This is a genomic window from Pseudoduganella sp. GW821-FHT11H04 (assembly GCF_058807935.1).
This window is the reverse complement of record NZ_JBXARE010000020.1, coordinates 22,776-45,555: the sequence shown is the minus strand read 5'-3', so window position 1 is coordinate 45,555 and position 22,780 is coordinate 22,776. Positions and strand designations below refer to the sequence as shown.

The window sequence follows — 22,780 nt, the reverse complement described above, 5'->3', positions numbered from 1 at the left end:
ACATGCTGCTGAAGAAACCACTCGCCACCTTGCTCATGCTGGCCTTTGCGGCCAGCGCCGCCGTGACCACGTCCGCGCTGGCAGCGCCCGATGCTGCGGCCGCAGCCACTGCTGCATCCGCCGCCACTGCGCCAGCTTTCGACCTTGATCGCGACGTCAACCTGGCGCTGAAGACTTTCGACGTACCGGGCATTGCCATTGCCATCGTCAAGGACGGCAAGGTCGTGGCCACCAAGGGCTTCGGCGTGCGCAAGCTGGGCAACCCGGCGCCGGTGACCGGCAAGACCCTGTTCGAGATCGCCTCCAACTCCAAAGCCTTCACCGCTGCGCAACTGGCGCAGCTGGTGGACGAGGGCAAGCTGTCCTGGGATGATCCCGTCACCAAGCACCTGCCAAGCTTCCAGATGGCGGACGCCTACGTGACCCACACCATGACCGTGCGCGACCTGCTGGTGCACCGCAGCGGCCTTGGCCTGGGCGCAGGCGACTTGCTGTGGTGGCCGACCACCACCTTCAGCACCGATGAAATCATCGACCGCTTGCGTAATGTGAAGCTGGCCACCAGCTTCCGCAACAACTACGCCTACGACAACCTGCTGTACATCGTGGCAGGCAAGATCATCGCGCGGAAGGCCGGCAAGACTTGGGAAGAAGCGACCCGCGAGCATATCCTGGCGCCGCTGGGCATGAGCGGCTCCACCACCAATGTGGACGAGATGCTGAAGACCGCCGACTATTCCGCGCCGCACAGCAAGATCAATGGCAAGGCCGCTGCGGTCAAGCCTATGCCGGTGCAAAACGCCGTCGGCGCGGTCGGCATCCAGACCAATGCCGAGGATATCGCCAAGTGGATGCAGGTGCTGCTCAACGAAGGCAAGATGGAAGACGGCAAGCAGCTGTTCAGCGCCAAGCAGGCGCGCGAGATGTGGAGCCAGCAAACGCCGATGAAGGTGAGCGAGCCTAAGCCGCCGCTGATGGCGACCAAGCCGAATTTCGCGGCCTACGGCCTGGGCTTCCAGCTGCGCGATTACCGAGGTCGCAAGATCGTGATGCATGGCGGCGCGCTGCAAGGCTTCTATTCCCGCATCGTGATGGTGCCGGAAGAGAAACTGGGCGTGGCCATCTTCACCAATGCCGAAAACGGTCCTTCGATGTCGGCGCTGCAGTGGCGCATCCTGGACAACTACATGGGCGTGGCGCCGACCGACTGGATCAAGCTCTATGCCGAGATGGAAGCGGAAATGCACAAGGAAGAAATGGCACGCCAGGGCAAGCTGACTGCTGCCCGCGCTGGGGCATCCAAGCCCTCGCTGCCGCTGGCTTCCTATAACGGCGACTACAAGGACGACTGGTACGGCACGGTAAGCATCAAGCAGGTAGGCGGCAAGCAGGTCATGAGCTTCACCCGCACGCCTGACCTGACCGGCACGCTGGAGCACTTCCAGCACGACACCTTCATCGTGCGCTGGAAGGAACGCAACTTCAACGCCGATGCCTACGTGACCTTCTCGCTGAACCCGGACGGCTCGATCGATCGCATGAAGATGGCGCCGATCTCCACCGAGACGGATTTCAGCTACGACTTCGCTGACCTGAGCTTCACGCCCGTCAAGTGAATACCTGAAGGTGCCGCGCACCGCCAGCCAATTGGTGCTGCGCGGCCTGCGCCGCCTGACCTGGCCGGTGCCTGACAAATTTCATACAAAGCTGTGAGATTTCGTGAGGCTCTTTCATGTGCTAATGCAGCATAATCGCTCTGATACCTGCACATTGGAGCGTGAATGAGTAGCCTGATCTTGTCGATTGCTGTAGTACTGGGCGGCCTGGTAGTCACCGGTTATGGTTTCATTACCTTGATGAGTCGCTTGCAATCCCGCTAGGGAGTTGCAGTTCAAAGACCTTGCGTTTGCGCGCCGCGATTTCCGACAGTGCGCGCCGGAATGCTGGGTAGCCATTCAGGAGCTTGTCGAAACTGCCGTCGGCCAGCGCAAGCTTCAACCCTTTCTCCACCCGCTCCGCCATGGCCTTATTGTCCTTGCTGACGAAGAAGTAGAACGGCACGCGGTAGTGCAGGAAGATGGTGGGCTCCACCATCAAGCCGTCTTTTCCATACTGCTGTTCCTCGGCCCAGGCTTCATGTACGCCGCGCGGCATATAGTCGAAGCGCTTTGCCTTCAGCATGGGAAAGAGGGAGCTGTAATTCACCGCCGTCTCAACCTTCAGCCCATTGTGGCGCAGCACGTCCACCGAGGGCCAGTTGACGCCTGCCCCTGCGGTCAGTTTGCGCAGTTCTTCCATTGACTGCACGTCGCGGAAGCGCGCTTCATCCTCCTTGCGGATCATGAAGACGCGATAGTCGTTCAAGTCCCGCACCAGCGATACGCGGATAGGCAGCAGCTCGTATTCGCGCTGCGCATTGGTGCCATCCCACATGATGTTGATTACGCCATTGCGTTTGAGTTCCAGCGCGCGGCGCGGGCTGGTCAGCTCATGGGGGTAGAACTCGATGGAGAAGGGGCCTTCCGTTTTTTCCAGCGCAAGGCGCAGCAGGAGGTGGAAGTAGGTGACCTGCACTTCCGAGCCCGGCGTGGCAGCGGGCAGGATAAAGCGCATCAAGGGAGCATTGGCCGCCGCATTGGGCGGGTCCGCGGCCCAGGCCAGGGTGGATGCTGCCGCCAGCACTAGTCCGGCGGCAGCGCGTTGCAGCGATTTAAGCACTTATTGCGGCTTGACGAACTTCAGGGTCATGCGGTCGCTCTCGCCGATGGCGGCGTATTTGGCGCGGTCCTTGTCCTTGTTGGTGTAGGTAGGCGGCAGCGCCCATACGCCGTTTTCGTGGCTGGCGTCGTCCTTGGAATTGGCATTGACTTCAGACTTTGCCACCAGCTTGAAGCCGGCCTGCTCGGCCATCTTGATCACATAAGCTTCATGCACATAGCCGGAGCTCGCTTCGGCGTCCTGCTTCATGGAAGTTGGCAGGCGGTGTTCTTCCACGCCGAAGATGCCGCCTGGTTTCAGGCTGTCGTAGATGTTGGCCATCATCTTCTTCATGCCATCGTCGCCGATGCCGATCCAGTTATGGACGTTGCGGAAGGTGAGCACCATGTCGGCGCTGCCCTTAGGCGCGTAGTTGTACACGCCTTTGCCCGGCATGAAGGTGCCATACACCACCTTGTCGCGGCCCGGATCCTTGGCCAGGAATTTCTGGAAGCCCTCGGCGGAGTTGGTGGTGCCGGCGGCGATCAGCTTGCCCTGGTCGCGCAGGTAAGGCGCCAGGATTTCGGTGTACCAGCCGCCGCCCGGCGACAGTTCGACCACGGTCATATTCGGCTTGATGCCGAAGAAGGTCAGGGTTTCGTAAGGGTGGCGGAATTGGTCGCGCTTGACGTTATCCGCGTTGCGGGCCGGGCTGGCGATAGCTGCCTTCAAGGCAGGATCGGCCAGGGCGGCGCCGGAAAAACTGGTGAAGCCAAGGGCCAGCAGGCCGGCCAGGACATACTGTTTCATTCAGAAGTCTCCTATTTTTCGTTAGGCGGGCGACACGGGGGATCCGGTTGCCCGGGAGCTTGATGATCGTGCAAGCTGGCCGCCCGGTCAAGTGTCCGCGCGGACGCTGTGCGGACACTGATCGGACACTAAAAGTTTGTGTTTCGGCGTTTGGGTGCGCCCCACGCACCCAAACTACAAGCTTTACACAATGGCATAAAAATTGCGTACGATTTGTCTCCTGCAAGCTGTCTTAGGTATAACGATAACCCTGGAGAGACTATGGAACGACGTGCATTCCTCAACATGAGCGGCGGTGCAATGGCTGCCATGATGATGCCTTTTGGCCGCGCCATTGCGGCCGACGAGCTGATTAAGCCCGTGGAAGTGAAGTTCAAGAAGATGCTGGCAGATACCGCGATGACCGCGGCCACCCAGGCCGGCGCCAGCTACTGCGACGTACGCATTGGCCGCTACCTGAACCAGTTCATCACCACCCGTGACCTGAACATCGAAAACGTCACCAACACCGAATCCGCAGGCGTGGGCGTGCGCGTGATCGCCAACGGCGCTTACGGCTTTGCCGCCACCAGCGATATGTCGCCGGACGGCGTGGCCGGTGCGGCGCGCCAGGCGGTCGCCATCGCCAAGGCCAATTCCAAGCTGCAGGCACTGGGCGTGGCCCTGGCGCCAACGCCGGGCGTGGGTGAAGTCTCCTGGGCTACCCCGATCAAGAAGGATTGGCGCACGGTGCCGATCAAGGAGAAGGCCGACCTGCTGATCACGGCCAACAAGGGCGCGCTGGACTCGGGCGCTTCCTTCATCCAGTCCTTGCTGTTCCAGGTCAACCAGCAGAAGTATTTTGCTTCCACCGACGGCTCCTACATCGACCAGGACCTGCACCGCCTGTGGGTGCCGTTCTTCGCGACCGCAGTCGACAAGACCACCGGCAAATTCCGCAGCCGCTCGGACCTGGGCACCCCGGTCGGCATGGGCTACGAATACCTGGATGGCCGCAAGGAAGACAAGATCAAGGCTGCGGGCGGCGTGGCCACCCTGTACAGCCGTTCCTACGACCTGATTGAAGACGCCAAGGCCGCTGGCCGCCAGGCAAAGGAAAAGCTGACCGCGAAATCGGTCGAACCGGGCAAGTACGACCTGGTGCTGTCGCCGGAGCATATGTGGCTGACCATCCACGAATCCGTCGGCCACCCGACCGAGCTCGATCGCGTGCTGGGCTACGAGGCAAACTTCGCCGGCACTTCCTTCGCTACCCTGGACAAGCAGCAGTCGAAGAAATTCAAGTACGGATCCGACCTGGTCAACATCGAAGCCGACAAGACCATCCCGGGCTCGCTGGGTGCGGTCGGCTACGATGACGAAGGCGTGAAGTGCAAGCACTGGGACCTGATCAAGGACGGTATCCTGGTCAACTACCAGGCCACGCGCGACCAAGTGGCGGTGATCGGCGAGAAGGAATCGCACGGCTGCTCCTACGCGGATTCCTGGAGCAATGTGCAGTTCCAGCGCATGCCTAATGTTTCGCTCAAGGCGGGCAAGAAAAAGATCACACCGGACGAACTGGTGAAAGACGTGAAGAAGGGCATCTACATCGTGGGCGCCGGCTCCTTCTCGATCGACCAGCAGCGCTACAACTTCCAGTTCGGCGGCCAGATGTTCTACGAGATCAAGGACGGCAAGATCGGCCAGATGCTGGAGGACGTTGCTTACCAGTCCAATACCCAGGAGTTCTGGAATGCCTGCACCGCCATGTGCGATGAGCGCGACTGGCGCATGGGCGGCTCCTTCTTCGACGGCAAAGGCCAACCGATGCAGGTGAGCGCGGTGTCGCACGGTTCGTCGACGACCCGCTTCAACGGCATCAATGTGATCAACACCGCCCGCAAAATCGGCTGAAAGGAGCGCTAATGAAGATCCTGAATCAGGAAGAGACCAAGCGCATCGCCGATAAGGTCATGTCGCTGAGCAAAGCTGACGAATGCGTCGTCACCATCAACGGCAGCCGCACCGGCAATATCCGCTATGCGCGCAATGCCGTGTCGACGGCGGGCCTGGTGGAAAATACCCAGCTGGCCGTTTCCGTCGCCTTTGGCAAGAAGCAAGGCACCTCCGTCATCAATGAATTCGACGACAAGTCGCTCGCCAAGGCGGTGCAGCGCGCCGAGGAGCTGGCCAAACTGGCGCCGGAAAATCCGGAGTTCATGCCGACGCCCGATAAGCAGGCGTTCAAGTCATCCGACACCTTCAGCAAGTCGACCGACGCCATCAACCCTGAGTACCGCGCCCAAGTGGCGGCCTACAGCATCGAGGCTTGCCGCAAGAAGGGCCTGGTGGCTGCGGGTTTCTTCACCGACCAGTCCTCGTACGAGACGGTCGCCAACTCGCGCGGCGTGTTCGGCCACCAGTCGCAGACCGGCATCGACTTCACCTGCACCGTGCGCACCGAAGACGGCCGCGGTTCGGGCTGGGTGCGCCGCGATGCGCAGGACGTGGCGCGCTTCGACCCGCGCGCAGCGGCTGAAGTGGCGATGGAAAAGGCGATCCGCTCGGCTGAAGCCAAGGCGCTGGAGCCGGGCCGCTATACCGTGATCCTGGAGCCTGCTGCGACTTCCGACCTGCTGGCGTACATGTTCAACAGCTTCGACGCGCGTTCGGCCGATGAAGGCCGCAGCTTCCTGGCCAGGAAGGGCGGCGGCAACCGCATGGGCGAGAAGCTGTTCGACGAACAGGTGAATGTGTGGGCTGACCCGTGGGACAAGGATATTCCTGTGCTGCCTTGGGATAACCAGACCTTGCTGGCGCGCGAGCGAATGGATATCATCAAGAATGGCAAGATCGCGTCGATGAACTATTCGCCGTTCTGGGGCAAGAAGATGGGCCAGCGTGCGATTGGCGCGCCGGGCAATATCCTCATGTCGGGCGGCAGCAAGTCGACCGAGGAGCTGATTGCTTCGACCAAGAAGGGCATCCTGGTGACCCGCACCTGGTATATCCGCATGGTCGATCCGCAGACCGTGCTGCTGACTGGCTTGACCCGCGACGGCACCTTCTATATCGAGAACGGCAAGATCAAGCATCCGGTGAAGAACTTCCGCTTCAACGAAAGCCCGGTGTCGATGTTGAACAATATCGAGGAACTGGGGCGGCCGGAGGTGCTGGCGGGCGATGAGTCGCAATTCCAGCTGCTGATTCCGGCCATGAAGGTGCGCGATTTCAATTTCACCTCGCTGTCCGACGCAGTCTGAAACCGGTACTGCGGTGCCTGACCCGCGGGGTCAGGCACCTCGGCCCGCGCCCGCCGCGTCATAAGTGTCGGACCCTGTGGGTCTGACACTGTTTTACCGGTTTTAAAAGATTTTGGAGCAACACATTGGAACGCAGATCCTTCCTGAAAGTCGCCGCCGCAGCTGGCGGCACCATGCTTGTCCCCGTCTTCGGCAGCGCCATCGCCGCTGAAGATTTGCTGAATCCGATGGCCCGCAAGTTCAAGAAAGAACTGGCCGATGCCGCCATGAACGCCGCTACCAAGGCTGGCGCCAGCTACTGTGATGTGCGCATTGGCCGCTACCTGAACCAGTTCATCACCACCCGCGACACTCGCGTGGAAAACATCGTCAACACCGAATCGACCGGCGTTGGCATCCGCGTGATTGCCAACGGCGCCTACGGCTTCGCCGCCACCAACGCGCTGACGTTGGACGCCGTGGCCGAAGCTGCGCGCCAGGCTGTGGCCATCGCTCGCGCCAACGCACGCCTGCAAACTTCGCCGATCGAACTGGCGCCGGTCAAGGGCGTGGGCGAAGTCGCATGGCAGACGCCTCTCAAGAAGGATTGGCGCGAAGTGCCTATCAAGGAAAAGGCCGACATGCTGCTGGCCGCGAACAAGGCCGGACTGGAAGCTGGCGCCTCCTTCATGACGGCCAACCTGTTCCAGGTCAACCAGCAGAAATACTTCGCCTCCACCGACGGTTCCTATATCGACCAGGACATCCACCGCTTGTGGTCCCCGTTCACCGCCACGGCCGTGGACAAGGCAACCGGCAAGTTCCGCAGCCGCGACGGCCTTTCCTCGCCGGCCGGTATGGGCTATGAGTTCTTTGACGCCAAACCTGAACACAAGGTGCGTGCGCCGGGCGGCGTGACGCCGCTGTACAACGGCGGCTACGACATCATCGAAGACGCCCGCGCCGCCGGCAAGCAGGCGCGCGAAAAGCTGACTGCCAAGTCCGTCGAACCGGGCAAGTACGACCTGGTGCTGAGCCCTGAACACCTGTTCCTGACCATCCACGAAAGCGTCGGCCACGCGACGGAGCTGGACCGCGTCCTGGGCTATGAAGCCAATTACGCCGGCACCTCCTTCGCCACGCTGGACAAGTGGAAGGAGAAGAATTTCAAATACGGCTCCGACATCGTCAACATCGTTGCCGACAAAACCACCCCGGGTTCGCTGGGCTATGTGGGCTACGACGACGAAGGCGTGGCCTCGAAGAAGTGGGACCTGATCCGCAACGGCATCCTGGTGAACTACCAGGCCACGCGCGACCAGGCGCACATCATCGGCGAAAAAGAATCGCACGGCTGCTCCTATGCCGACTCCTGGAGCAGCGTGCAGTTCCAGCGCATGCCGAACGTTTCGCTGGAGGCGGGCAAGAAGGCTTTGTCCGTGGACGATATGGTGAAGGACGTGAAGAAAGGCATCTACATCCTGGGCCGCGGCTCCTATTCGATCGACCAGCAGCGCTACAACTTCCAGTTCGGCGGCCAGCTGTTCTACGAAATCAAGGACGGCAAGGTAGGCCAGATGCTGAACGACGTGGCTTACCAGTCGAATACCCAGGAGTTCTGGAATTCGTGCTCGGCCACCTGCGACCAGCGCGACTGGCGCATGGGCGGCTCGTTCTTCGACGGTAAAGGCCAGCCTAGCCAGGTGAGCGCCGTGTCGCACGGATCTTCGACCACGCGCTTCAACGGTATCAATGTGATCAACACTGCCCGTAAGATTGACTAAGGACGCCCAATGAAACTCCTGAGCAAAGATGAAGCAAAAAGCATTTGCGACAAAGTTATGGCCATGTCCAAGGCCGATGAATGCCGCGTCAACCTGAGCGGCAGCCGCAAGGGCAATGTGCGCTATGCGAACAATAGCGTGTCCACCGCGGGCCTGATCGAAGACACCACGCTGGTGGTCAGCGTCGCCTTCGGCAAAAAGCAGGGCTCCGCCACCTGCAACCAGTTCGATGCCAAGTCGCTGGAAGCCGCCGTGCGCCGCGCTGAGGAAATCGCCCGCCTGGCGCCGGAAAATCCGGAATTCATGCCGGCCGTGGGCAAGCAGGAATTCAAGGCTTCCAATACCTTCAACCGCAATGCCGAAGCATTCAATCCTGAGTACCGCGCCGACGTGGCCTTCGCCAGCATCGATGCAGCGAAGAAGGCGGGCTTGCAGGCTGCGGGCTTCTTCAACGACAGCGTCGGTTTCGATTGCATCGCCAACTCGAACGGCGTGTTTGGCTTCCAGGAGCTGGGTGGCCTCAATTTCACGGTCACCACGCGCACCAACGATGGCCGCGGTTCGGGCTGGGTTAATCGCTCGGCCTACGATCCGAAATCCTTCGACCCGCGCGCAGCATCCGAGATCGCCATCGAAAAGGCGCTGCGTTCGGCGGACGCCAAGGCGCTGGAGCCTGGCCGCTACACCGTGGTGATGGAACCTGCCGCAACCAACGACCTGCTGAATTTCATGTTCAGCGCTTTCGATGCGCGTTCCGCCGATGAAGGCCGCAGCTTCCTGTCGAAGAAGGGCGGCGCCAACCGTCTGGGCGACAAGCTGTTCGATGAGCAGGTGAATGTATGGACCGACCCGTGGGACGCCAATGCACCGGTGCTGCCATGGGACCAGGGCACGATGCAGGCGCGCGCACGCCGCGACCTGATCAAAGGCGGTGTGATCACCTCTATGGATTACAACCGCTACTGGGCGCAAAAGCAGGGCAAGGCTGCGACTCCGGCCGCCGGCAATATCATCATGGCGGGCGGCTCCAAGTCGACCGAGGAGCTGATTGCTTCGACCAAGAAGGGCATCCTGGTGACGCGCACCTGGTATATCCGCATGGTGGACCCGCAATCGGTGGCGCTGACCGGCCTGACGCGCGACGGCACGTTCTACATTGAGAACGGCAAGATCAAGCACCCGATCAAGAACTTCCGCTTCAATGATAGCCCGGTATCGATGCTGAATAATATCGATGAGCTGGGTCGTCCTGTGCTGATCGGCGATACCGATTCGCGCAAGCTGATGATTCCGGCGATGAAGGTGCGCGACTTCAACTTCACGTCGCTGTCCGACGCGGTCTGAGGAATGCCCGCTTACGACTTCTACTTCACTCGCCTGACCTACGAATCAGGCGATTGGGACGTCGACATCCGCATGCCGAGCAATGTGCTCAACTCCCTGGTCGAATACACTACGCTGAAAGTCGACCCGGTTGAGCGCATTGTGGCGCTGTCCGACCCGAAGATGCTGGAGGCGCCGTTCTGCTACCTGGCCGGCCACAAGCTGGTGCAATTTACCCCGGCTGAACGCAAGAACTTCGAACGCTATGTCAGGGGCGGAGGCTTCGTTTTCGTGGACGACTGCAACCACGACATCGACGGCCTGTTTGCGAAGTCGTTCGAAACGGAAGTGGCAAAGATATTCGGGCCCAAGGCCCTGCACAAGATCCCCAACAACCATCCTCTGTATTCGGCCTTCTTCAAATTCGACGGGCCGCCGAATACCGCGATGGAGTTGAATGGCTGGGGCGACGACCTGGTTCACGAGTACCTGAAAGCCGTTGAATTCAACGGCCGCATCAGGCTTTTGTATAGCAACAAGGATTATGGCTGCGAATGGGACTATGATTTCCGCAATAAGCGCTGGCTGGCAATCGACAACACGCGCTTCGCAGTCAACATCATTCAATACGCGTTGGGAGCATGACCGTGGCTGAAAGCGGCTGGAGCGAAAACGAAATCGGCGTGTTGCACGCCAGGGTAAAGGCACTCAAGGCGAGCATGGGTCGCGTCATCATCGGCCAGGAATCCGTGATCGACTCGCTGGTCATCTGCCTGCTGAGCGGCGGTCATGCGCTAGTTGAAGGCGTGCCTGGCCTGGGCAAGACGCTGCTGGTCAAATCGCTGGCGCAGGCCACCGATATGGAGTTCCGCCGCGTGCAGTTCACGCCGGACCTGATGCCGTCCGATATTGTCGGCACCGAGATACTGGAAGAGGACCACGCGACCGGCAGGCGTGAATTCCGCTTCCAGCAAGGGCCGGTGTTCACGCAGGTTTTGCTGGCGGACGAGATCAACCGCGCGCCGCCGAAGACCCAGTCGGCCCTGCTGGAAGCCATGCAGGAACGCTCGGTGACTTTCGCCGGACGCACGCACAAGCTGCCGCGCCCATTCTTCGTGCTGGCAACGCAGAATCCGATCGAGCAGGCGGGCACCTATCCGCTGCCGGAAGCGCAGCTGGACCGCTTCCTGCTGCACATCGACGTCGGCTACCCAAGCGAGGACGAAGAGATTGCGATGGTCTCCGCCACCACCCACGCCGGCCTGAAAGACGCCGAGCCAGCGATGGACGTGGAGACCTTGCTGCGCTTGCAGGCGCTGGTGCGCGATATCGAAATAGGCGAACATTTGCTGCGTTACGCAACGCGCCTGGTGCGCGCTACCCGTCCGCGCGAAACGACGGTGGAGGCGGTGAAGAAGCACGTCGGCTGGGGCGCCGGTCCGCGAGCAGGGCAGGCGCTGGTGCTGGCTGCCAAGGCGCGCGCCCTGATGCAGGGCCGCCTGGCGGTGACGCGCGAGGATATCGGCCATATGCTGCAGCCGGTGCTGACGCACCGCGTGCTGCGCAACTTCGAAGCGGAAGCCGACGGCATCGCGATCGCCGACATCCTTGCCGCCCTGCGCGACGCAATCAAGCCAGAATAAGCATGCTGGAAACACCTGCGCTGCTGGCGCATTCCGCCGACCTTGAGCTGGTGATCCGCCACGTGCTGGCGGGACTGGGCCATGGCATCCACGCGGGCCGCGAACGCGGCGCCGGCGTCGAATTCTCCGAGTACCGTGCTTACGCGCCGGGCGATGAATGGCGTCGCGTGGACTGGAAGCTGCTTGCGCGCGCCGACCGCTACTACGTGCGAGAGGCTGAGCGCGATAGCCACGTTGCGACCTGGCTGGTGCTGGACGCCAGCGCGTCGATGGCCGAGCCAAGCCGGCGCGTGGATGGTTTGAGCAAGCATTGGTACGCGCGCACGGCGCTGGCCTGCGTGGCTGCGATTGCCCAACGCCAGGGTGACGCTTTCGGCCTGCTGGTGTTGTCCGGCGGGCGGGTTGAGTTCACGCCAGCCTCGCGCGGCCCTCGCCATTTGCAGCGCGTGCTGGCAGCTTTGCAGCGTGCCACGCCAACCGGTGAATTGCCGGACGCTGATACGCTGCGCACCAGCCTGCATTTCGCGCGTTCGCCAAGTATGGTGTTCGCCGCCACCGATGCGCTGGATTGGCCGTCGCCGCTGGGCGAAGCGCTCGTGCGGCTGCGTCATATGCGGCACGACGTGCGCCTTCTTGCCCTGCGCACAGAGGCGGAAGTCGAAGCGAATTTCGCTACCGGCCACGCCTACCGCGATCCGGAAGCTGGTGCGGGACTGCACTCCTTTAGCCGCGAACTGCGCGATGGTTATCGCGCGGCGCTGGACGCGCATTTCGATGTCGTGCGCAGCGCATGCCGCCAACATGACGTGCCGCTGTGCGAGGCGCGCATCGAACAGGCGTTGGGGGAAGTGCTCCGCGCCTGGCTGCGCAACCCGGAGGCGCGGCGGCCATGACCAGCATGCAACCTATGTGGTGGTTCGCCTTGCCGGTACTTTTGCTGCCGGTATGGTGGCATATGCGCAAGCGTGAACGCACGCGCACCGAGCTTCTCGCCACCGCACACTTCCTGCCGAGCGCCGCGCCGCAGCAGCAGCGCGTGCTGCGGTGGATGGACTTGCTGCTTCTGTTGGTGCGGCTTTCTTTGCTGGCCGCATTGATCGCCTGGCTCGCAGTTCTCGCCATGCCGTGGAAGGGTGATACCGTCTTCATCGACGCGTCGCTCGAGTCCTCGCCGTGGGCTACGCAGCAAATCCAGGCCGCCGGAATGTCCGCCGCCGCCCGCGAGCCGCTGCCTTCCGACCCATGGAATTGGCTCGTGCTGAACGAGCACGAATGGCGCCCGCAAGCGCGCTTCCTCATACTCGCTCCAAGCGCCGCCATGCCCGCGCTCCGTCCCCGCCTGGCTCACCCCGCCGACCTGCGCATCGCGCCCGCCGCTGGTGCGCTTGCCACATCGCCCCAGGCAGCTCACGAGCGCCACGTCGTCGTTGTCGCGCCCCCCCAGCGCATCGCGGCCTGGCACGCGCTGTTTGCCGCCTTCGGCACCGCAGGCGACGGTGTGAACCGTTACTTGGTCTCGGAGACGCCCACGCCAAAGACAGAACTGATCGTCTGGGACCGCGAGGGCAGCGACCCGCCGCCAAGCTGGCAAGCCCCCCTCTGGTGGCGCACCGCCGGCGCCACCGGGCAAACGCAAAACAAGCAAGGCATCGCTTGGACCGCCCCTCAATGGCCCCTGCACGACATCGACGCCGCCCGAGCCCTTTACGAGCGTTGGCAAGGAGCTTCTGCGCTCCCTGCCGCCTACCCGATGCAGGCGCAAGCCATCGAAGCCGCGCGCGCCAAACCGCTGCCGACGCCTTTGGCCCGCTCCCCCGAATGGCTGGCGCTAGCCTTGCTGGCATTGTTCGCAATTGAAAGGATCCTGACTCATGCCCGCCGCCGCTGACCACCTGGCCAGCGTGCGCCAACGCATGCTGCACGCACTGATCCGCCGCCGCGCCGCAAGCTGGCTCCTTCCGCTGCTCCCAGCCGCCGCCCTGGCCGCATCCGGTAGCGCCGCCGTAGCGCTAGCCCCGGCCGCACCGATCGGCCTGGCAGCAGCAGCCATCTTCTGGGCCGGCATAGACTTTGCAATCTGGCGCAGGCGCATCGAGGACAAGCTGCCGTCCTGGCTGAACGACGCCGTCCCCGAACTGGAAGACAGCAGCGCCATGCTCGCAGTGCCAAGCAGCAGCCCGCTTGGCGAACTGCAACGCAACCGTCTTCTGGCGCGCCTCGACCAGGCGCTGAGCAAGGAGCGCCTGTGCAATATCGCAAAACAAAAATCCCGCTTCAACGCCATTCCGCTGGCATTGGCGGCAGTCGCCGCAGCAATGACTTGGGCGTATGCCGCTGCGCATAGCGGCCGATACGCCGCGCCGCAGGGGGCGGGCGCGGCAAGCCAGGCCGCCATTGCGGCCGCCGGCATCAGCCTGCACGCCGAGCCGCCGGCCTACACCGGCGTCCAGCCAAGCGACGGTGCGCCGCGCGACTTGCAGATCCCGCAGCACAGCAAAGTGCGCTGGTGTGCCGTCAACGCCGACGCCACCATCGAACTGGGAGACGGCCAGTCGCTGCAAGCCCTTCCAGGAAAGTGCGCGGAGTGGACCGCCAGTGATTCGACCTTCTGGCGCAGCCGCGGCAACTCTGCCCAGCGCTACACGATACGCGTAACTCCGGACCAGCCGCCGCAAGTCGCCATCGCCACACCAAACGAATCGGTCAGCCTCCTGAAGGCGGAAGCACAAAGCGCACAAATCAATGTCAGCGTCAGCGACGACTACGCAATCACCAAAGCTACGCTGCACATGACGCTTGCGCGCGGAAGCGGCGAAAACATCCGCTTCACCGACAAGGAAACGCCATTGCCAGCGTCGTCCGACCCGCGTAAGCGCAGCTGGAATAAGCAATGGATGTTGAAGGAGCTCGGCATGGAACCCGGCGATGAGCTGTATTTCTTCGTGCGCGCCAGCGACAACGCTCCGGTCCCGCACATCGCCCAATCGCCGACCTACACCCTGCGCCTTCCCGGCCCGCCCGGCGAAGCGCAGGAATCGACGGCCTTGCCATCGTTGGCGAAGCCGGAAAACCTGCGCAGCCAACGCCAGATCATCATCGACACCGAACAACTGGTAGCCGACATGCCGCGCCTCGCCGCCGCTGAATTGCGCGCCCGCAGCGAGGCGATCGCCGGCGACCAGGCCAAGCTGCGCCTGCGCTACGGCCAGTTCCTCGGCGAAGAATCTTCGCTGTTCGGCGGCGAGGAGCATGGGGATGGCGATGGCCACGAGCATGGCGGCGCTGCCAGCACAAAGGGCCCCGGAGGATTCGGCACCGGCAATATCGCCGCCGAATTCGGCCACACCCATGATCAGGAAGGCAACGCCACCATCTTCGACCCCGCGACCAAAGAAGTCCTGCGCCGCGCCCTGCGCGCCATGTGGGACGCCGAAAAGCAGCTGCGCGCCATCGCGCCGAAACCTGCGCTGCCTCCGGAATACAAGGCGCTCGGCGCAATCAAGGAGCTGCAGCAAGCGGAACGCGTGTACCTGCACCGCACCGCCTTCGTGCCGCCAGCAATCAAGGAAGAGAAACGCATGAGCGGCGAAATGACCGGCGCCGCCAGCTACCGCCGCGCGCAAGGCGCTGCAAACGAATTCGTTCCCGCCGATGTGCGCGATCTGGTGCGAGCGCTGGAAGGCGACGGCGCGCTGCCAGCCCTGTGGAGCAAGGCCGCGCGCGAAGCCGTCGCTCATATCCCGGACGGAGAGCAGCGCTTGGCAGCGCAGGCCGCGGTTCAGGACGTGGCCGACGGTTGCCAGCCATGCCGCGCACAGTTGCGAGCCTGGCTGCGTGCCACCGTCCAGCAACCTGCCGTGTTATTGCAGGCTCGCCAGCAAGCCCAGACGCGCTTTGGCCAGGCCTTGCAAGGGAAGGGGGCGCCGTGAGCATGGACATCAATCTGCTTTACGCAGGCGCCGCGCTGACTGGTGCGGGGAGTGCCATGCTATACGCCCACAAGCGGCGCTGGCTTGACGCCGCGTTAGCCCTTGCGGCTGGCTTGTCGCTGGCAACCTTATTGGCTGCGCCGTCAGCGCCCGGCGCAGCCACGCAAACCGTGTGGTTGGACACTGGCCGCGTGGCGGCGAACGATCGCGTGGCGGTTGACGACCGTCTCGCGGCGGGGCTGGCGCAGTTGCCATCAACCCCGCGCAATGCAGTGCTGGAAGTGAGAGGCCAAGGCCTGCATGAAGCGCAATGGCGCGACATGCCAATACGCCAGGTCCGATGGCAGCCATCGAACGAAGGCTTGCTGTGGCTGGACTTCCCGCGCAGCCTGTCGCTTGGACGCAGCTTCTCCCTGACCGCGCGGCGTGGCGCGCCGCAAGCCGGTTGGCGCTTGCAGCTGCTGGCAGAAAACGGCCAACTGCTCGCCGAATCGCGCGCGCCCAATGCCGCAACCCAGGCGCTGACCGTGCAATGGCAGCCGCCGATGGCGGAAGCGATGGTGCTGCAGGCGCGCTTGCTGGACATGGACGGCAAGGCCGTCGCGCAAGGCCCGGTGCCGCTGCGCGTGCTGGAAGCCGTGCCTTTGCAGGTACAGGGCCGTTTCGGCACGCCATCCTTCGACACCCGTGTGCTGAACCAACTGCTGACCGATTCGAACGCGATCGTAGACTGGCAAACCACGCTTGGCAAATCGCTGACTCGCAGCGAGGAGGCCCGTGGGCCGCTGACGCACGCTAACTTGCTGGTTGCCGATGCGGCCTGGATGGAAAACGGCGGCATCCGTGCAGCACTTACTCAGGCGGCGCAAGGCTTGCCCCTGCTGGTGCTGGGCGGCAACGTTGGCGATGCGGCGTTGTGGCAGCGCGAGCTGGGTTTGAAGATGGCGCCGCAGTCTGCCACCACGGAGAGGGAAGACATGCGGCACATGGCGTTGCCCGGTGCGACGCTGGAGTTCGCGCCAGGCGCGCAAATGCCGGCTGCGGGCGGCGCCTGGCAAGCCGTTGCGCGTGATAAGGACGGTAAGCCGTGGCTTTGGCAACGCGAATGGCAGAAGGGGCGCATCCTGTGGCTGGGCGTGCGTGATTGGCACCGTCATGCGATCAGCGAGCCGGCGGCTTTGGGGCAGTGGTGGCAGCAGGTGATGGACCTGGCTGCGCTGGGCAGCGAGCAGAAAGTTCGCTGGCTCGATGCGGAGCGGATGCCGTTGGCCGGATTGCGCAGCGAAGTTTGCGCGCAAGGCGTCGCGGGTGGTGGTGCGCTCACCGTCGGGCCGGAATCCATGCGCTGGCGAACGCGCAGCGACCGTGCTGACGCCGCCTGTGTGGCGCTCTGGCCGCGTGCCGCCGGCTGGCTGCCGGTGAGCAGCAACGGCGTCGACAGCGCAATCTATGTATTCGGAGCGCAGGACTGGCCGGCATGGCAAGCCGCACTGCGCCACGACGCGACTGCGCGCTACGCGAGCCGCAGCACCGAGCCTGTCGCAGCTTCGGTCGACATTGGAAGCGTGCGCGTCGCCGATACGCAACAGGCATGGGCCACGGCAGTGCCGCGCTGGCTGTTGGGCTTAGCCTTCGCCGCGAGCGTGCTGCTGCTTTGGTGGCGCGAACGCCGCTGAGCCGTAAGCTGTGCTAATGTCATCGCATGAAAGCCATCGACCAATTCAGGGCCAAACCGGGCCTTAAGCTGCGCGATAAGGACGCCAGGGCGGACGCTAAACCCGACGCCGACGCCGAAGGCCTGGCCAAGACGTTGGAAGAAATCGCCGACCTGCAGGAGATGCTGTACGCCGAACACAAACGCAAGCTGCTGATCGTCTTGCAAGGCACGGACACCTCCGGCAAGGACGGCACCGTACGCCACCTGTTCAGCAACATCAATCCCATGGGCTTGCGCGCAACCGGCTTCCGCGCACCGACCGACATCGAAGCAGCCCACGACTTCCTGTGGCGCATACACCGCGAAGTGCCGAAGGCTGGCGAAATCGGCGTCTTCAACCGCAGCCACTACGAGGACGTGCTGATCACGCGCGTGCTAGGCATGATCACCCAGGCCGAATGCAAGCGCCGCTACGCGCAAATCCGCGACTTCGAGCGCATGCTCGCAGAAAGCGGCACCACCATCGTCAAGTTCTTCCTGCACATCTCGAAGGACGAGCAGCGCGAGCGCCTGCAAGCGCGCGTCGACGACCCGCACAAGCACTGGAAGTTCGATCCTGAAGACCTGAAACAGCGCGAATTGTGGAAGGATTACCAGAAGGCGTACGAAGATGCGATCGCTGCGACCGATGCCGACCACGCCCCGTGGTACGTGATCCCCGCCGATTCAAAGCGCTACCGCAACGATGCAGTCGGCCGCGTGCTGCTGGAAACCCTGCGCGGCATGCGGCTTGACTGGCCGCCGCCAGACAAGCGCCTGCTGAAGCTTAAGGTGCGCTAGAGCATGCAGTGATAGACAAAGAACTTGTCATCGCGCGCCCAACCGGCGGATTGGTAGAGCGCTTGCGCCGTTTCGTTCGTGACTGCTGTCGATAGCGTGAGCCGGATTGCGCCCAGCTTCCCGGCATGGCTGGTAGCGGCCGCGAGCAGTTGCGTGCCCACGCCTTTGCGGCGTCCGCGCGGGCTGACGAACAAGTCCTGCAGGATGAAGGTCCGTGCCAGCGACACCGTGGAAAAGCTCGGATAGAGTTGGGTAAAGCCGACCGCATCTTCGCCGTCGAATGCGACGAAGATGGTGGACTCGCTGTGATTGAAGCGCGCCAGCAGGAAAGCCCTGGTGGCCGACGGATCGCTCTCGCGGCCGTAGAACTGGCGATAGCCGTCAACCAGCGGAACCAGCGTATCGAGATCAGGCAGCAAAGCCTGGCGGACGGTAACGGTAGTCATAGATCTCCTTTCGTGAAAAAATCAGGCAGCCCAGTTGCGCACATAGTCCGGCGCTTCCGCCGTGCAGGCCGGGTCCTGCTGCGGCGCCATGCGCAGCTGGGTGAAGGGCAGGATGCCGGCCCACGCCTCTACGCCCATATCTTCCTCATCGTCTTCGACGCCGCCGCTGCGCACCTTGCACGCTGCTTCGGCCAGCGCAATGCGCAGCACCGTGGTGGCGGCAAATTCCTTGTCGTTGCCGGCTCGGATTTCAGCCTGCCGGCCCGGCGCCAGGTGCTCCATGAAGGCCGCCAGCGTAGCGCGCTTGCCTGCTTCGTCGACTTCCTCAAAACGCCCGTAAATCATCACGGAGCGGTAATTCATCGAATGGTTGAAAGCCGAACGGGCCATCACCAGCCCATCCAGGTGGGTGATGGTGACGCAGGCATCCTGCGCCATCAGCTGCTTCAGCATGCGGCTGCCATTGGAGCCATGGATGTACAGGTACTCGCCCTCACGCCAGCAGGCAGTGGGAATGCAATGGGCGCCATGCGCGTCGCCGAAGGCGATATGGCAGATATAGGCCGCATCGACGATGGCGCGGACCAGGTCCTGTTCATAGCTTGCGTTGAGGGCGATGCGCTTGACGCGCGTGCGGTCGGATGGAGGTGGTGTCGTTTTCATAACGACGGACTATAATGATCCGCTGGCCCCTGCAACAGGTCCAGGGGTGTGTAAAACCATGGAGCCATGATTGGACTACTCGCTGCTGATTTCGAATTTCACCGCCAGCCACGGACACCATGGCTGGCCGCGCCAGCGCCTTCTGCATGAATGCCTGCGCGCCGCCATCCGCGACGGCATGCTGGCTCCCGGTACGCGCCTGGTTGCTACGCGCGCATTGGCATCGGAGTTGGGCGTGGCCCGCAACACCGTGCTGTACGCCTACGAGCAGCTGACCAGCGAAGGCTATGTGACGACTGACCGCAGCGGAACCATCGTCGCCGCCGTGGCGCCCGCGCGCCAGCACCAGGCCAGCGTGGTCGTGCCCTGCAAAGGCTTGTCGCAGCGCGCGCAGAACCTGCGCCACAGCACCGCCTCCGCTGCCGCCGGCACGCCCTTCGTGCCCGGCGTGCCGGACTTGCCCAGTTTCCCGATCGGTCTTTGGCGCCGCCTGCTGGAACGCGCCTGGCGCTCGCTGCCAACGGAAAAACTGAATTACGGCGACCCATGCGGCGAGCCGGTGCTGCGCGAAGCCATCGCCGACTACCTGCGCGCCTCGCGCGGCGTGGTCTGCGAACCGGAGCAAGTGTTCATCACCGACGGCAGCCAAAGCAGCCTTGACCTGTGCGGCCGCGCCTGTGCCGACGCCGGCGAAACGCTATGGATGGAAAACCCGGGCTACGGCGGCGCCATGGCAGCCTTCCGCGCCGCCAGCGTCAAGCTGGAAGGCATAGACGTCGACGACGACGGCATCGCGCCGCGCCCTGATGACTGGCAACAGCGTCCCCCGCGCCTGATCTACACCACGCCCTCGCACCAATATCCGACCGGCACTGTACTGTCGCTGGCGCGCCGCATGGCCCTGATCGACGGCGCCCGCTCCTGCGGCGCCCTGATCATTGAAGACGACTACGACAGCGAATTCCGCCACGACGGCCCGCCGCTGGCGTCCATGCAGGGCCTGCAGCCGGACGCCCCGGTCCTGTACTGCGGCACTTTCAGCAAGACCATGTTCCCCGGCCTGCGCATCGGCTACCTGGTGGTACCGCCCTGGCTGGTGCAGCCGCTGGCAACCATGCGCCAGCAATCGGCTTCACGCGGGCGCGCCGCCGACCAGCTGGCGTTGGCCGAATTCCTGCGCAGCGGCCAGTTCGCCCTGCACTTGCGCCGCATGCGCCGCCTGTACCGCGAGCGGCGAGACGCCCTGGTGGAATCGCTCGATAAGCACCTGGGCAGCATCGCCACCGTCTGCGGCGCCTCGGCCGGCATGCATTTATCGCTGCGCTGGCAAGACCCGCGCCTGTCGGATGTGGAGATCAGCCGCCGCGCCCGCGAGCAGGAAGGCATGATTGCCAACGCCCTGAGCGTGCATGCCGTGGCCGGCCAGAGCAACTGGCACGGCTTAGCCCTGGGATACGGCCAGGTTGCCCCAGCGCAAATGGACGGGCTGGTCAAACGCCTGGCCGGTGTTGTGCATATGACAGCGTACGAAAATTTTTACCGAAAGTTCAAATAGTTTATCTAAGCCGGGCCACCCTTGTTTTTAGAATGAAGTAAATCTGGCCTGACCAGATGTAGTCAAAAAACAAGAGACATGAACTGGGGTGCAATGAATCAACATTTCCTAAAACTGCGGCAGCATTTCAAGGCCGATATGATGGCGCGCTATGGCGTCGACGAACAGCTGTTTGACGAAGCCACCCGCCGCATCGAGCCGCTGGCCGTACCGTTCGCAGCCCGTCGCGGCGAGCTGCTGCAGCGCGTCGGACAGACCGGCCGCGAAGTATTCTGGCTGACTGGCGGCGTCGCTCGCGTCGGCTATGTGAGCGAAGGCGGCAACGAAGTCACCATGCGCTTCGCCACCGAAGGGCATATTGCAAATGCCTACGAAGACCTGCTTGAAGTGCGCGGCGAACAGCCATCGCGTTCCTTCATCGTGGCGGAAACCTCGGTGCAGGGTTACCGCTTCGACTGGGAGCAAATGAGCGCCCTGCGCAGCCAGGACCCGACACTGATGGCCTACATGCTGCGCCTCCTGGAGTTTGCTGTTGCCAGCCAGGCGCGCCGCTTCATCACGCATACCGCTTCGAGCGCGGAAGAACGCCTGTACAACTTCAGGGAAGAATATCCGCAGCTTGAGCGCCGCATTTCGCAAAAGGTCTTGGCGTCCTATCTGCAGATTACGCCAGCCTACCTGTCGCAGCTGATGCGCCGCGAACAGGAACAGGAAGCTGCTTAGCGTTCCTGCTCCTGCTTCAGGAGCGTGGACATGTATTGAGGAGTGATACCCAGGAAGGAGGCCAGCGATTTCTGCGCGATACGCTGCTCCAGGCCTGGGTATTGTTCGCGGAAGGCGGCCAGCCGGCAGTTGGCCGAAGTCATGCTGCGAATCAGGCTGCTCTGCGAATAACGGCGGATCGACTGCTCCGACACCTTCAGGTAGTACTCGCGCATGATGCTGTGCTCTTCGCGCAGCCGCGCCAGCGTCGCCCAATCTACCCGCACCGACGTTATCGGCGTCTCCGCAATAATGAATTCCTGCGCCGGCAAGCCATCCTGGGCCGCCAGCAGGTCGTGGTGCGAGCCGCAGGATTCGCCTTCCGACGAAAACGCCATCGTCACTTCGCTGCCGTCCTTGGTCAGCATGCCGCGCCGCGCCACGCCGCGGTACAGCCAATAGGCCACGCTGGCCGGCACGCCCGCGTGCTGCAGGTAATCGCCCTTGCGGAACTCCAAGTGAACCACATGCGGGGCGAGTATGCGGTTGAATTCATCGAACAATTCACGCGATACGCCGACCTGGCTCATCGATTGACGAGCGAACTCTTCACGCTGTTTGAGGAATACGTCGGACATTGCGGAACTCTTGGTATTTCTGACAATGTTGTTTCTGGTTTGAAACAACGAACCCTGCAATATAGCACGACCGAGCGCTGTGAAGTGTAGCCAGACTACGCGTTAGCCATCCAGTCCCTCATGCCATCGACCCAGGGCTTGGCATTCAGGTTCATGGTCTTCCTGATCTGGCTGGCGCGCTCATACAGCACGGCAAAATCGATCGAAGGCGCGTTCTTGAAGGCAATCACCACGATGTTGGCGTCATGGACTTCGGGCAGCCAGACCACGGCATCGAAGACCAGCTCCATATGCTGCAGGTTTTTGCCGTAGTTGTCGAAGTCGCCGAACACATTGGTGGTCATGATGCCTTCCGGGCCCAGGCAGTCGAAGCAGGCCTGGTAGAACTCGGGCGTGTCGAGTACCGGGCCGCGCGCTTCCTCGTCGTACAGGTCGACTTGCAGCACGTCGACCGTGCCGTGGTTGCGCGGGTCGAGCACGAAATCCATGGCGTTCATCTGGCGCACATCGAGCCGCTCGTCATTGGGCGGCAGGCCGAACTTTTCTTCGCAAATCGCAATCACGTTCGGATTGAGCTCGATGGCGGTGACGCGCGCTTTGGGAAACTGGCGGTAACTGAATTTGGTCAGGGCCGCACTGCCCAGACCGAGCTGGACAATATGGCGAGGGGCGGGCAGGAACAGCGTCCACATCATCATCATGCGTACGTATTCGAGCTCGATCACATCGGGCTTGGAGATGCGCATGGCGCCTTGCACCCAGGAGGTGCCCAGGTGCAGCGAACGCACGCCTTCAAACTCAGTGATGGTGGCGGGAGGAAAACCAGGCTGGTTGAATCTTCGGGATGACATAGGCCGCTAGTTTACCAG

General features: G+C 62.8%; 20 protein-coding genes. 14 read left to right on the top strand and 6 right to left on the bottom strand.

Features of this window, described 5'->3' with window-relative positions; translation table 11 throughout:
- The first annotated feature begins 2 nt into the window (after positions 1-2).
- Positions 3-1,616 (top strand): serine hydrolase, encoded by a 1,614-nt coding sequence (locus AC1RTP_RS26510; protein WP_498611633.1) that lies wholly within the window; start codon positions 3-5, stop codon positions 1,614-1,616.
- A 232-nt stretch (positions 1,617-1,848) separates the two neighbouring features.
- On the opposite strand, the gene AC1RTP_RS26505 is transcribed toward AC1RTP_RS26510, so the two are convergent.
- Complete coding sequence (locus AC1RTP_RS26505) at positions 1,849-2,718, bottom strand: substrate-binding periplasmic protein (protein ID WP_498611632.1); 870 nt, start codon at positions 2,716-2,718, stop codon at positions 1,849-1,851.
- Positions 2,719-3,507: a class I SAM-dependent methyltransferase gene (locus AC1RTP_RS26500; protein ID WP_498611631.1), complete on the bottom strand. Its 789-nt coding sequence runs from the start codon at positions 3,505-3,507 to the stop codon at positions 2,719-2,721. It abuts the gene before it with no gap.
- A gap of 261 nt (positions 3,508-3,768) precedes the next feature.
- Here AC1RTP_RS26500 and AC1RTP_RS26495 point away from each other — a divergent pair, with 261 nt between their 5' ends.
- From AC1RTP_RS26495 to AC1RTP_RS26445, 11 genes are all read left to right on the top strand, one after another.
- Positions 3,769-5,403, top strand: coding sequence for a TldD/PmbA family protein (locus AC1RTP_RS26495; RefSeq protein WP_498611630.1), 1,635 nt, complete (start codon positions 3,769-3,771; stop codon positions 5,401-5,403).
- Positions 5,404-5,414: 11 nt separating this feature from the next.
- Entirely contained in the window at positions 5,415-6,752 is a 1,338-nt protein-coding gene (locus AC1RTP_RS26490) for a TldD/PmbA family protein (RefSeq protein WP_498611629.1), read from the top strand.
- A 125-nt stretch (positions 6,753-6,877) separates the two neighbouring features.
- Positions 6,878-8,515, top strand: a complete 1,638-nt coding sequence (locus AC1RTP_RS26485; RefSeq protein ID WP_498611628.1) for a TldD/PmbA family protein — start codon at positions 6,878-6,880, stop codon at positions 8,513-8,515.
- Positions 8,516-8,524: 9 nt separating this feature from the next.
- Complete coding sequence (locus AC1RTP_RS26480) at positions 8,525-9,859, top strand: TldD/PmbA family protein (RefSeq protein ID WP_498611627.1); 1,335 nt, start codon at positions 8,525-8,527, stop codon at positions 9,857-9,859.
- A gap of 3 nt (positions 9,860-9,862) precedes the next feature.
- Entirely contained in the window at positions 9,863-10,483 is a 621-nt protein-coding gene (locus AC1RTP_RS26475) for a DUF4159 domain-containing protein (RefSeq protein ID WP_498611626.1), read from the top strand.
- Positions 10,480-11,481: an AAA family ATPase gene (locus AC1RTP_RS26470; RefSeq protein ID WP_498611625.1), complete on the top strand. Its 1,002-nt coding sequence runs from the start codon at positions 10,480-10,482 to the stop codon at positions 11,479-11,481. Before AC1RTP_RS26475 ends, AC1RTP_RS26470 begins: the two co-directional genes overlap by 4 nt.
- A gap of 2 nt (positions 11,482-11,483) precedes the next feature.
- Positions 11,484-12,374 carry a DUF58 domain-containing protein gene (locus AC1RTP_RS26465; protein WP_498611624.1) on the top strand — a complete coding sequence of 297 codons (891 nt, stop codon included), beginning with the start codon at positions 11,484-11,486 and terminating at the stop codon, positions 12,372-12,374.
- Positions 12,371-13,369, top strand: coding sequence for a hypothetical protein (locus AC1RTP_RS26460; protein WP_498611623.1), 999 nt, complete (start codon positions 12,371-12,373; stop codon positions 13,367-13,369). Before AC1RTP_RS26465 ends, AC1RTP_RS26460 begins: the two co-directional genes overlap by 4 nt.
- On the top strand, positions 13,353-15,410 hold the full coding sequence (locus AC1RTP_RS26455) for a hypothetical protein (RefSeq protein ID WP_498611622.1): 2,058 nt from the start codon (positions 13,353-13,355) through the stop codon (positions 15,408-15,410). Before AC1RTP_RS26460 ends, AC1RTP_RS26455 begins: the two co-directional genes overlap by 17 nt.
- A 2-nt stretch (positions 15,411-15,412) precedes the next feature.
- Complete coding sequence (locus AC1RTP_RS26450; protein WP_498611621.1) at positions 15,413-17,086, top strand: hypothetical protein; 1,674 nt, start codon at positions 15,413-15,415, stop codon at positions 17,084-17,086.
- A 26-nt stretch (positions 17,087-17,112) separates the two neighbouring features.
- Positions 17,113-17,907: a PPK2 family polyphosphate kinase gene (locus AC1RTP_RS26445; RefSeq protein ID WP_498611620.1), complete on the top strand. Its 795-nt coding sequence runs from the start codon at positions 17,113-17,115 to the stop codon at positions 17,905-17,907.
- Here the strand turns inward: AC1RTP_RS26445 and AC1RTP_RS26440 are convergent.
- Both AC1RTP_RS26440 and AC1RTP_RS26435 read right to left on the bottom strand, forming a co-directional pair.
- The gene (locus tag AC1RTP_RS26440) at positions 17,904-18,353 is read right to left on the bottom strand and encodes a GNAT family N-acetyltransferase (protein WP_498611619.1); all 450 of its coding nucleotides are present in this window, start codon (positions 18,351-18,353) and stop codon (positions 17,904-17,906) included. The two genes, AC1RTP_RS26445 and AC1RTP_RS26440, sit on opposite strands and share 4 nt — an antisense overlap.
- 21 nt (positions 18,354-18,374) lie before the next feature.
- Positions 18,375-19,016 (bottom strand): pyridoxamine 5'-phosphate oxidase family protein, encoded by a 642-nt coding sequence (locus tag AC1RTP_RS26435; protein WP_498611618.1) that lies wholly within the window; start codon positions 19,014-19,016, stop codon positions 18,375-18,377.
- 70 nt (positions 19,017-19,086) lie between these two features.
- Here AC1RTP_RS26435 and pdxR point away from each other — a divergent pair, with 70 nt between their 5' ends.
- Together pdxR and AC1RTP_RS26425 are read left to right on the top strand one after the other, a co-directional pair.
- Entirely contained in the window at positions 19,087-20,571 is a 1,485-nt protein-coding gene (pdxR, locus tag AC1RTP_RS26430) for a MocR-like pyridoxine biosynthesis transcription factor PdxR (RefSeq protein WP_498611617.1), read from the top strand.
- A 93-nt stretch (positions 20,572-20,664) separates the two neighbouring features.
- Positions 20,665-21,294, top strand: a complete 630-nt coding sequence (locus AC1RTP_RS26425) for a Crp/Fnr family transcriptional regulator (protein ID WP_498611616.1) — start codon at positions 20,665-20,667, stop codon at positions 21,292-21,294.
- Here AC1RTP_RS26425 and AC1RTP_RS26420 read toward each other — a convergent pair.
- Together AC1RTP_RS26420 and AC1RTP_RS26415 are read right to left on the bottom strand one after the other, a co-directional pair.
- A complete protein-coding gene (locus AC1RTP_RS26420) occupies positions 21,291-21,911 on the bottom strand; it encodes a Crp/Fnr family transcriptional regulator (RefSeq protein ID WP_498611615.1) in 621 nt (206 codons plus the stop codon). The genes AC1RTP_RS26425 and AC1RTP_RS26420 overlap by 4 nt on opposite strands.
- A 95-nt stretch (positions 21,912-22,006) precedes the next feature.
- Positions 22,007-22,762, bottom strand: a complete 756-nt coding sequence (locus AC1RTP_RS26415) for a spermine/spermidine synthase domain-containing protein (RefSeq protein ID WP_498611614.1) — start codon at positions 22,760-22,762, stop codon at positions 22,007-22,009.
- Between the last annotated feature and the right edge of the window lie 18 nt (positions 22,763-22,780).

Excerpts from the sequence above, each read along its gene's own strand:
- AC1RTP_RS26435 (WP_498611618.1), bottom strand. The coding sequence starts at position 19,016 with ATGAAAACGACACCACCTCCATCCGACCGCACGCGCGTCAAGCGCATC.
- AC1RTP_RS26445 (WP_498611620.1), top strand. The coding sequence starts at position 17,113 with ATGAAAGCCATCGACCAATTCAGGGCCAAACCGGGCCTTAAGCTGCGC.
- AC1RTP_RS26465 (WP_498611624.1), top strand. The coding sequence starts at position 11,484 with ATGCTGGAAACACCTGCGCTGCTGGCGCATTCCGCCGACCTTGAGCTG.
- AC1RTP_RS26420 (WP_498611615.1), bottom strand. The coding sequence starts at position 21,911 with ATGTCCGACGTATTCCTCAAACAGCGTGAAGAGTTCGCTCGTCAATCG.
- AC1RTP_RS26415 (WP_498611614.1), bottom strand. The coding sequence starts at position 22,762 with ATGTCATCCCGAAGATTCAACCAGCCTGGTTTTCCTCCCGCCACCATC.
- AC1RTP_RS26480 (WP_498611627.1), top strand. The coding sequence starts at position 8,525 with ATGAAACTCCTGAGCAAAGATGAAGCAAAAAGCATTTGCGACAAAGTT.
- AC1RTP_RS26495 (WP_498611630.1), top strand. The coding sequence starts at position 3,769 with ATGGAACGACGTGCATTCCTCAACATGAGCGGCGGTGCAATGGCTGCC.
- AC1RTP_RS26460 (WP_498611623.1), top strand. The coding sequence starts at position 12,371 with ATGACCAGCATGCAACCTATGTGGTGGTTCGCCTTGCCGGTACTTTTG.
- AC1RTP_RS26440 (WP_498611619.1), bottom strand. The coding sequence starts at position 18,353 with ATGACTACCGTTACCGTCCGCCAGGCTTTGCTGCCTGATCTCGATACG.
- AC1RTP_RS26510 (WP_498611633.1), top strand. The coding sequence starts at position 3 with ATGCTGCTGAAGAAACCACTCGCCACCTTGCTCATGCTGGCCTTTGCG.
- AC1RTP_RS26425 (WP_498611616.1), top strand. The coding sequence starts at position 20,665 with ATGAATCAACATTTCCTAAAACTGCGGCAGCATTTCAAGGCCGATATG.
- AC1RTP_RS26490 (WP_498611629.1), top strand. The coding sequence starts at position 5,415 with ATGAAGATCCTGAATCAGGAAGAGACCAAGCGCATCGCCGATAAGGTC.
- AC1RTP_RS26455 (WP_498611622.1), top strand. The coding sequence starts at position 13,353 with ATGCCCGCCGCCGCTGACCACCTGGCCAGCGTGCGCCAACGCATGCTG.
- AC1RTP_RS26450 (WP_498611621.1), top strand. The coding sequence starts at position 15,413 with ATGGACATCAATCTGCTTTACGCAGGCGCCGCGCTGACTGGTGCGGGG.
- AC1RTP_RS26475 (WP_498611626.1), top strand. The coding sequence starts at position 9,863 with ATGCCCGCTTACGACTTCTACTTCACTCGCCTGACCTACGAATCAGGC.
- AC1RTP_RS26470 (WP_498611625.1), top strand. The coding sequence starts at position 10,480 with ATGACCGTGGCTGAAAGCGGCTGGAGCGAAAACGAAATCGGCGTGTTG.
- AC1RTP_RS26500 (WP_498611631.1), bottom strand. The coding sequence starts at position 3,507 with ATGAAACAGTATGTCCTGGCCGGCCTGCTGGCCCTTGGCTTCACCAGT.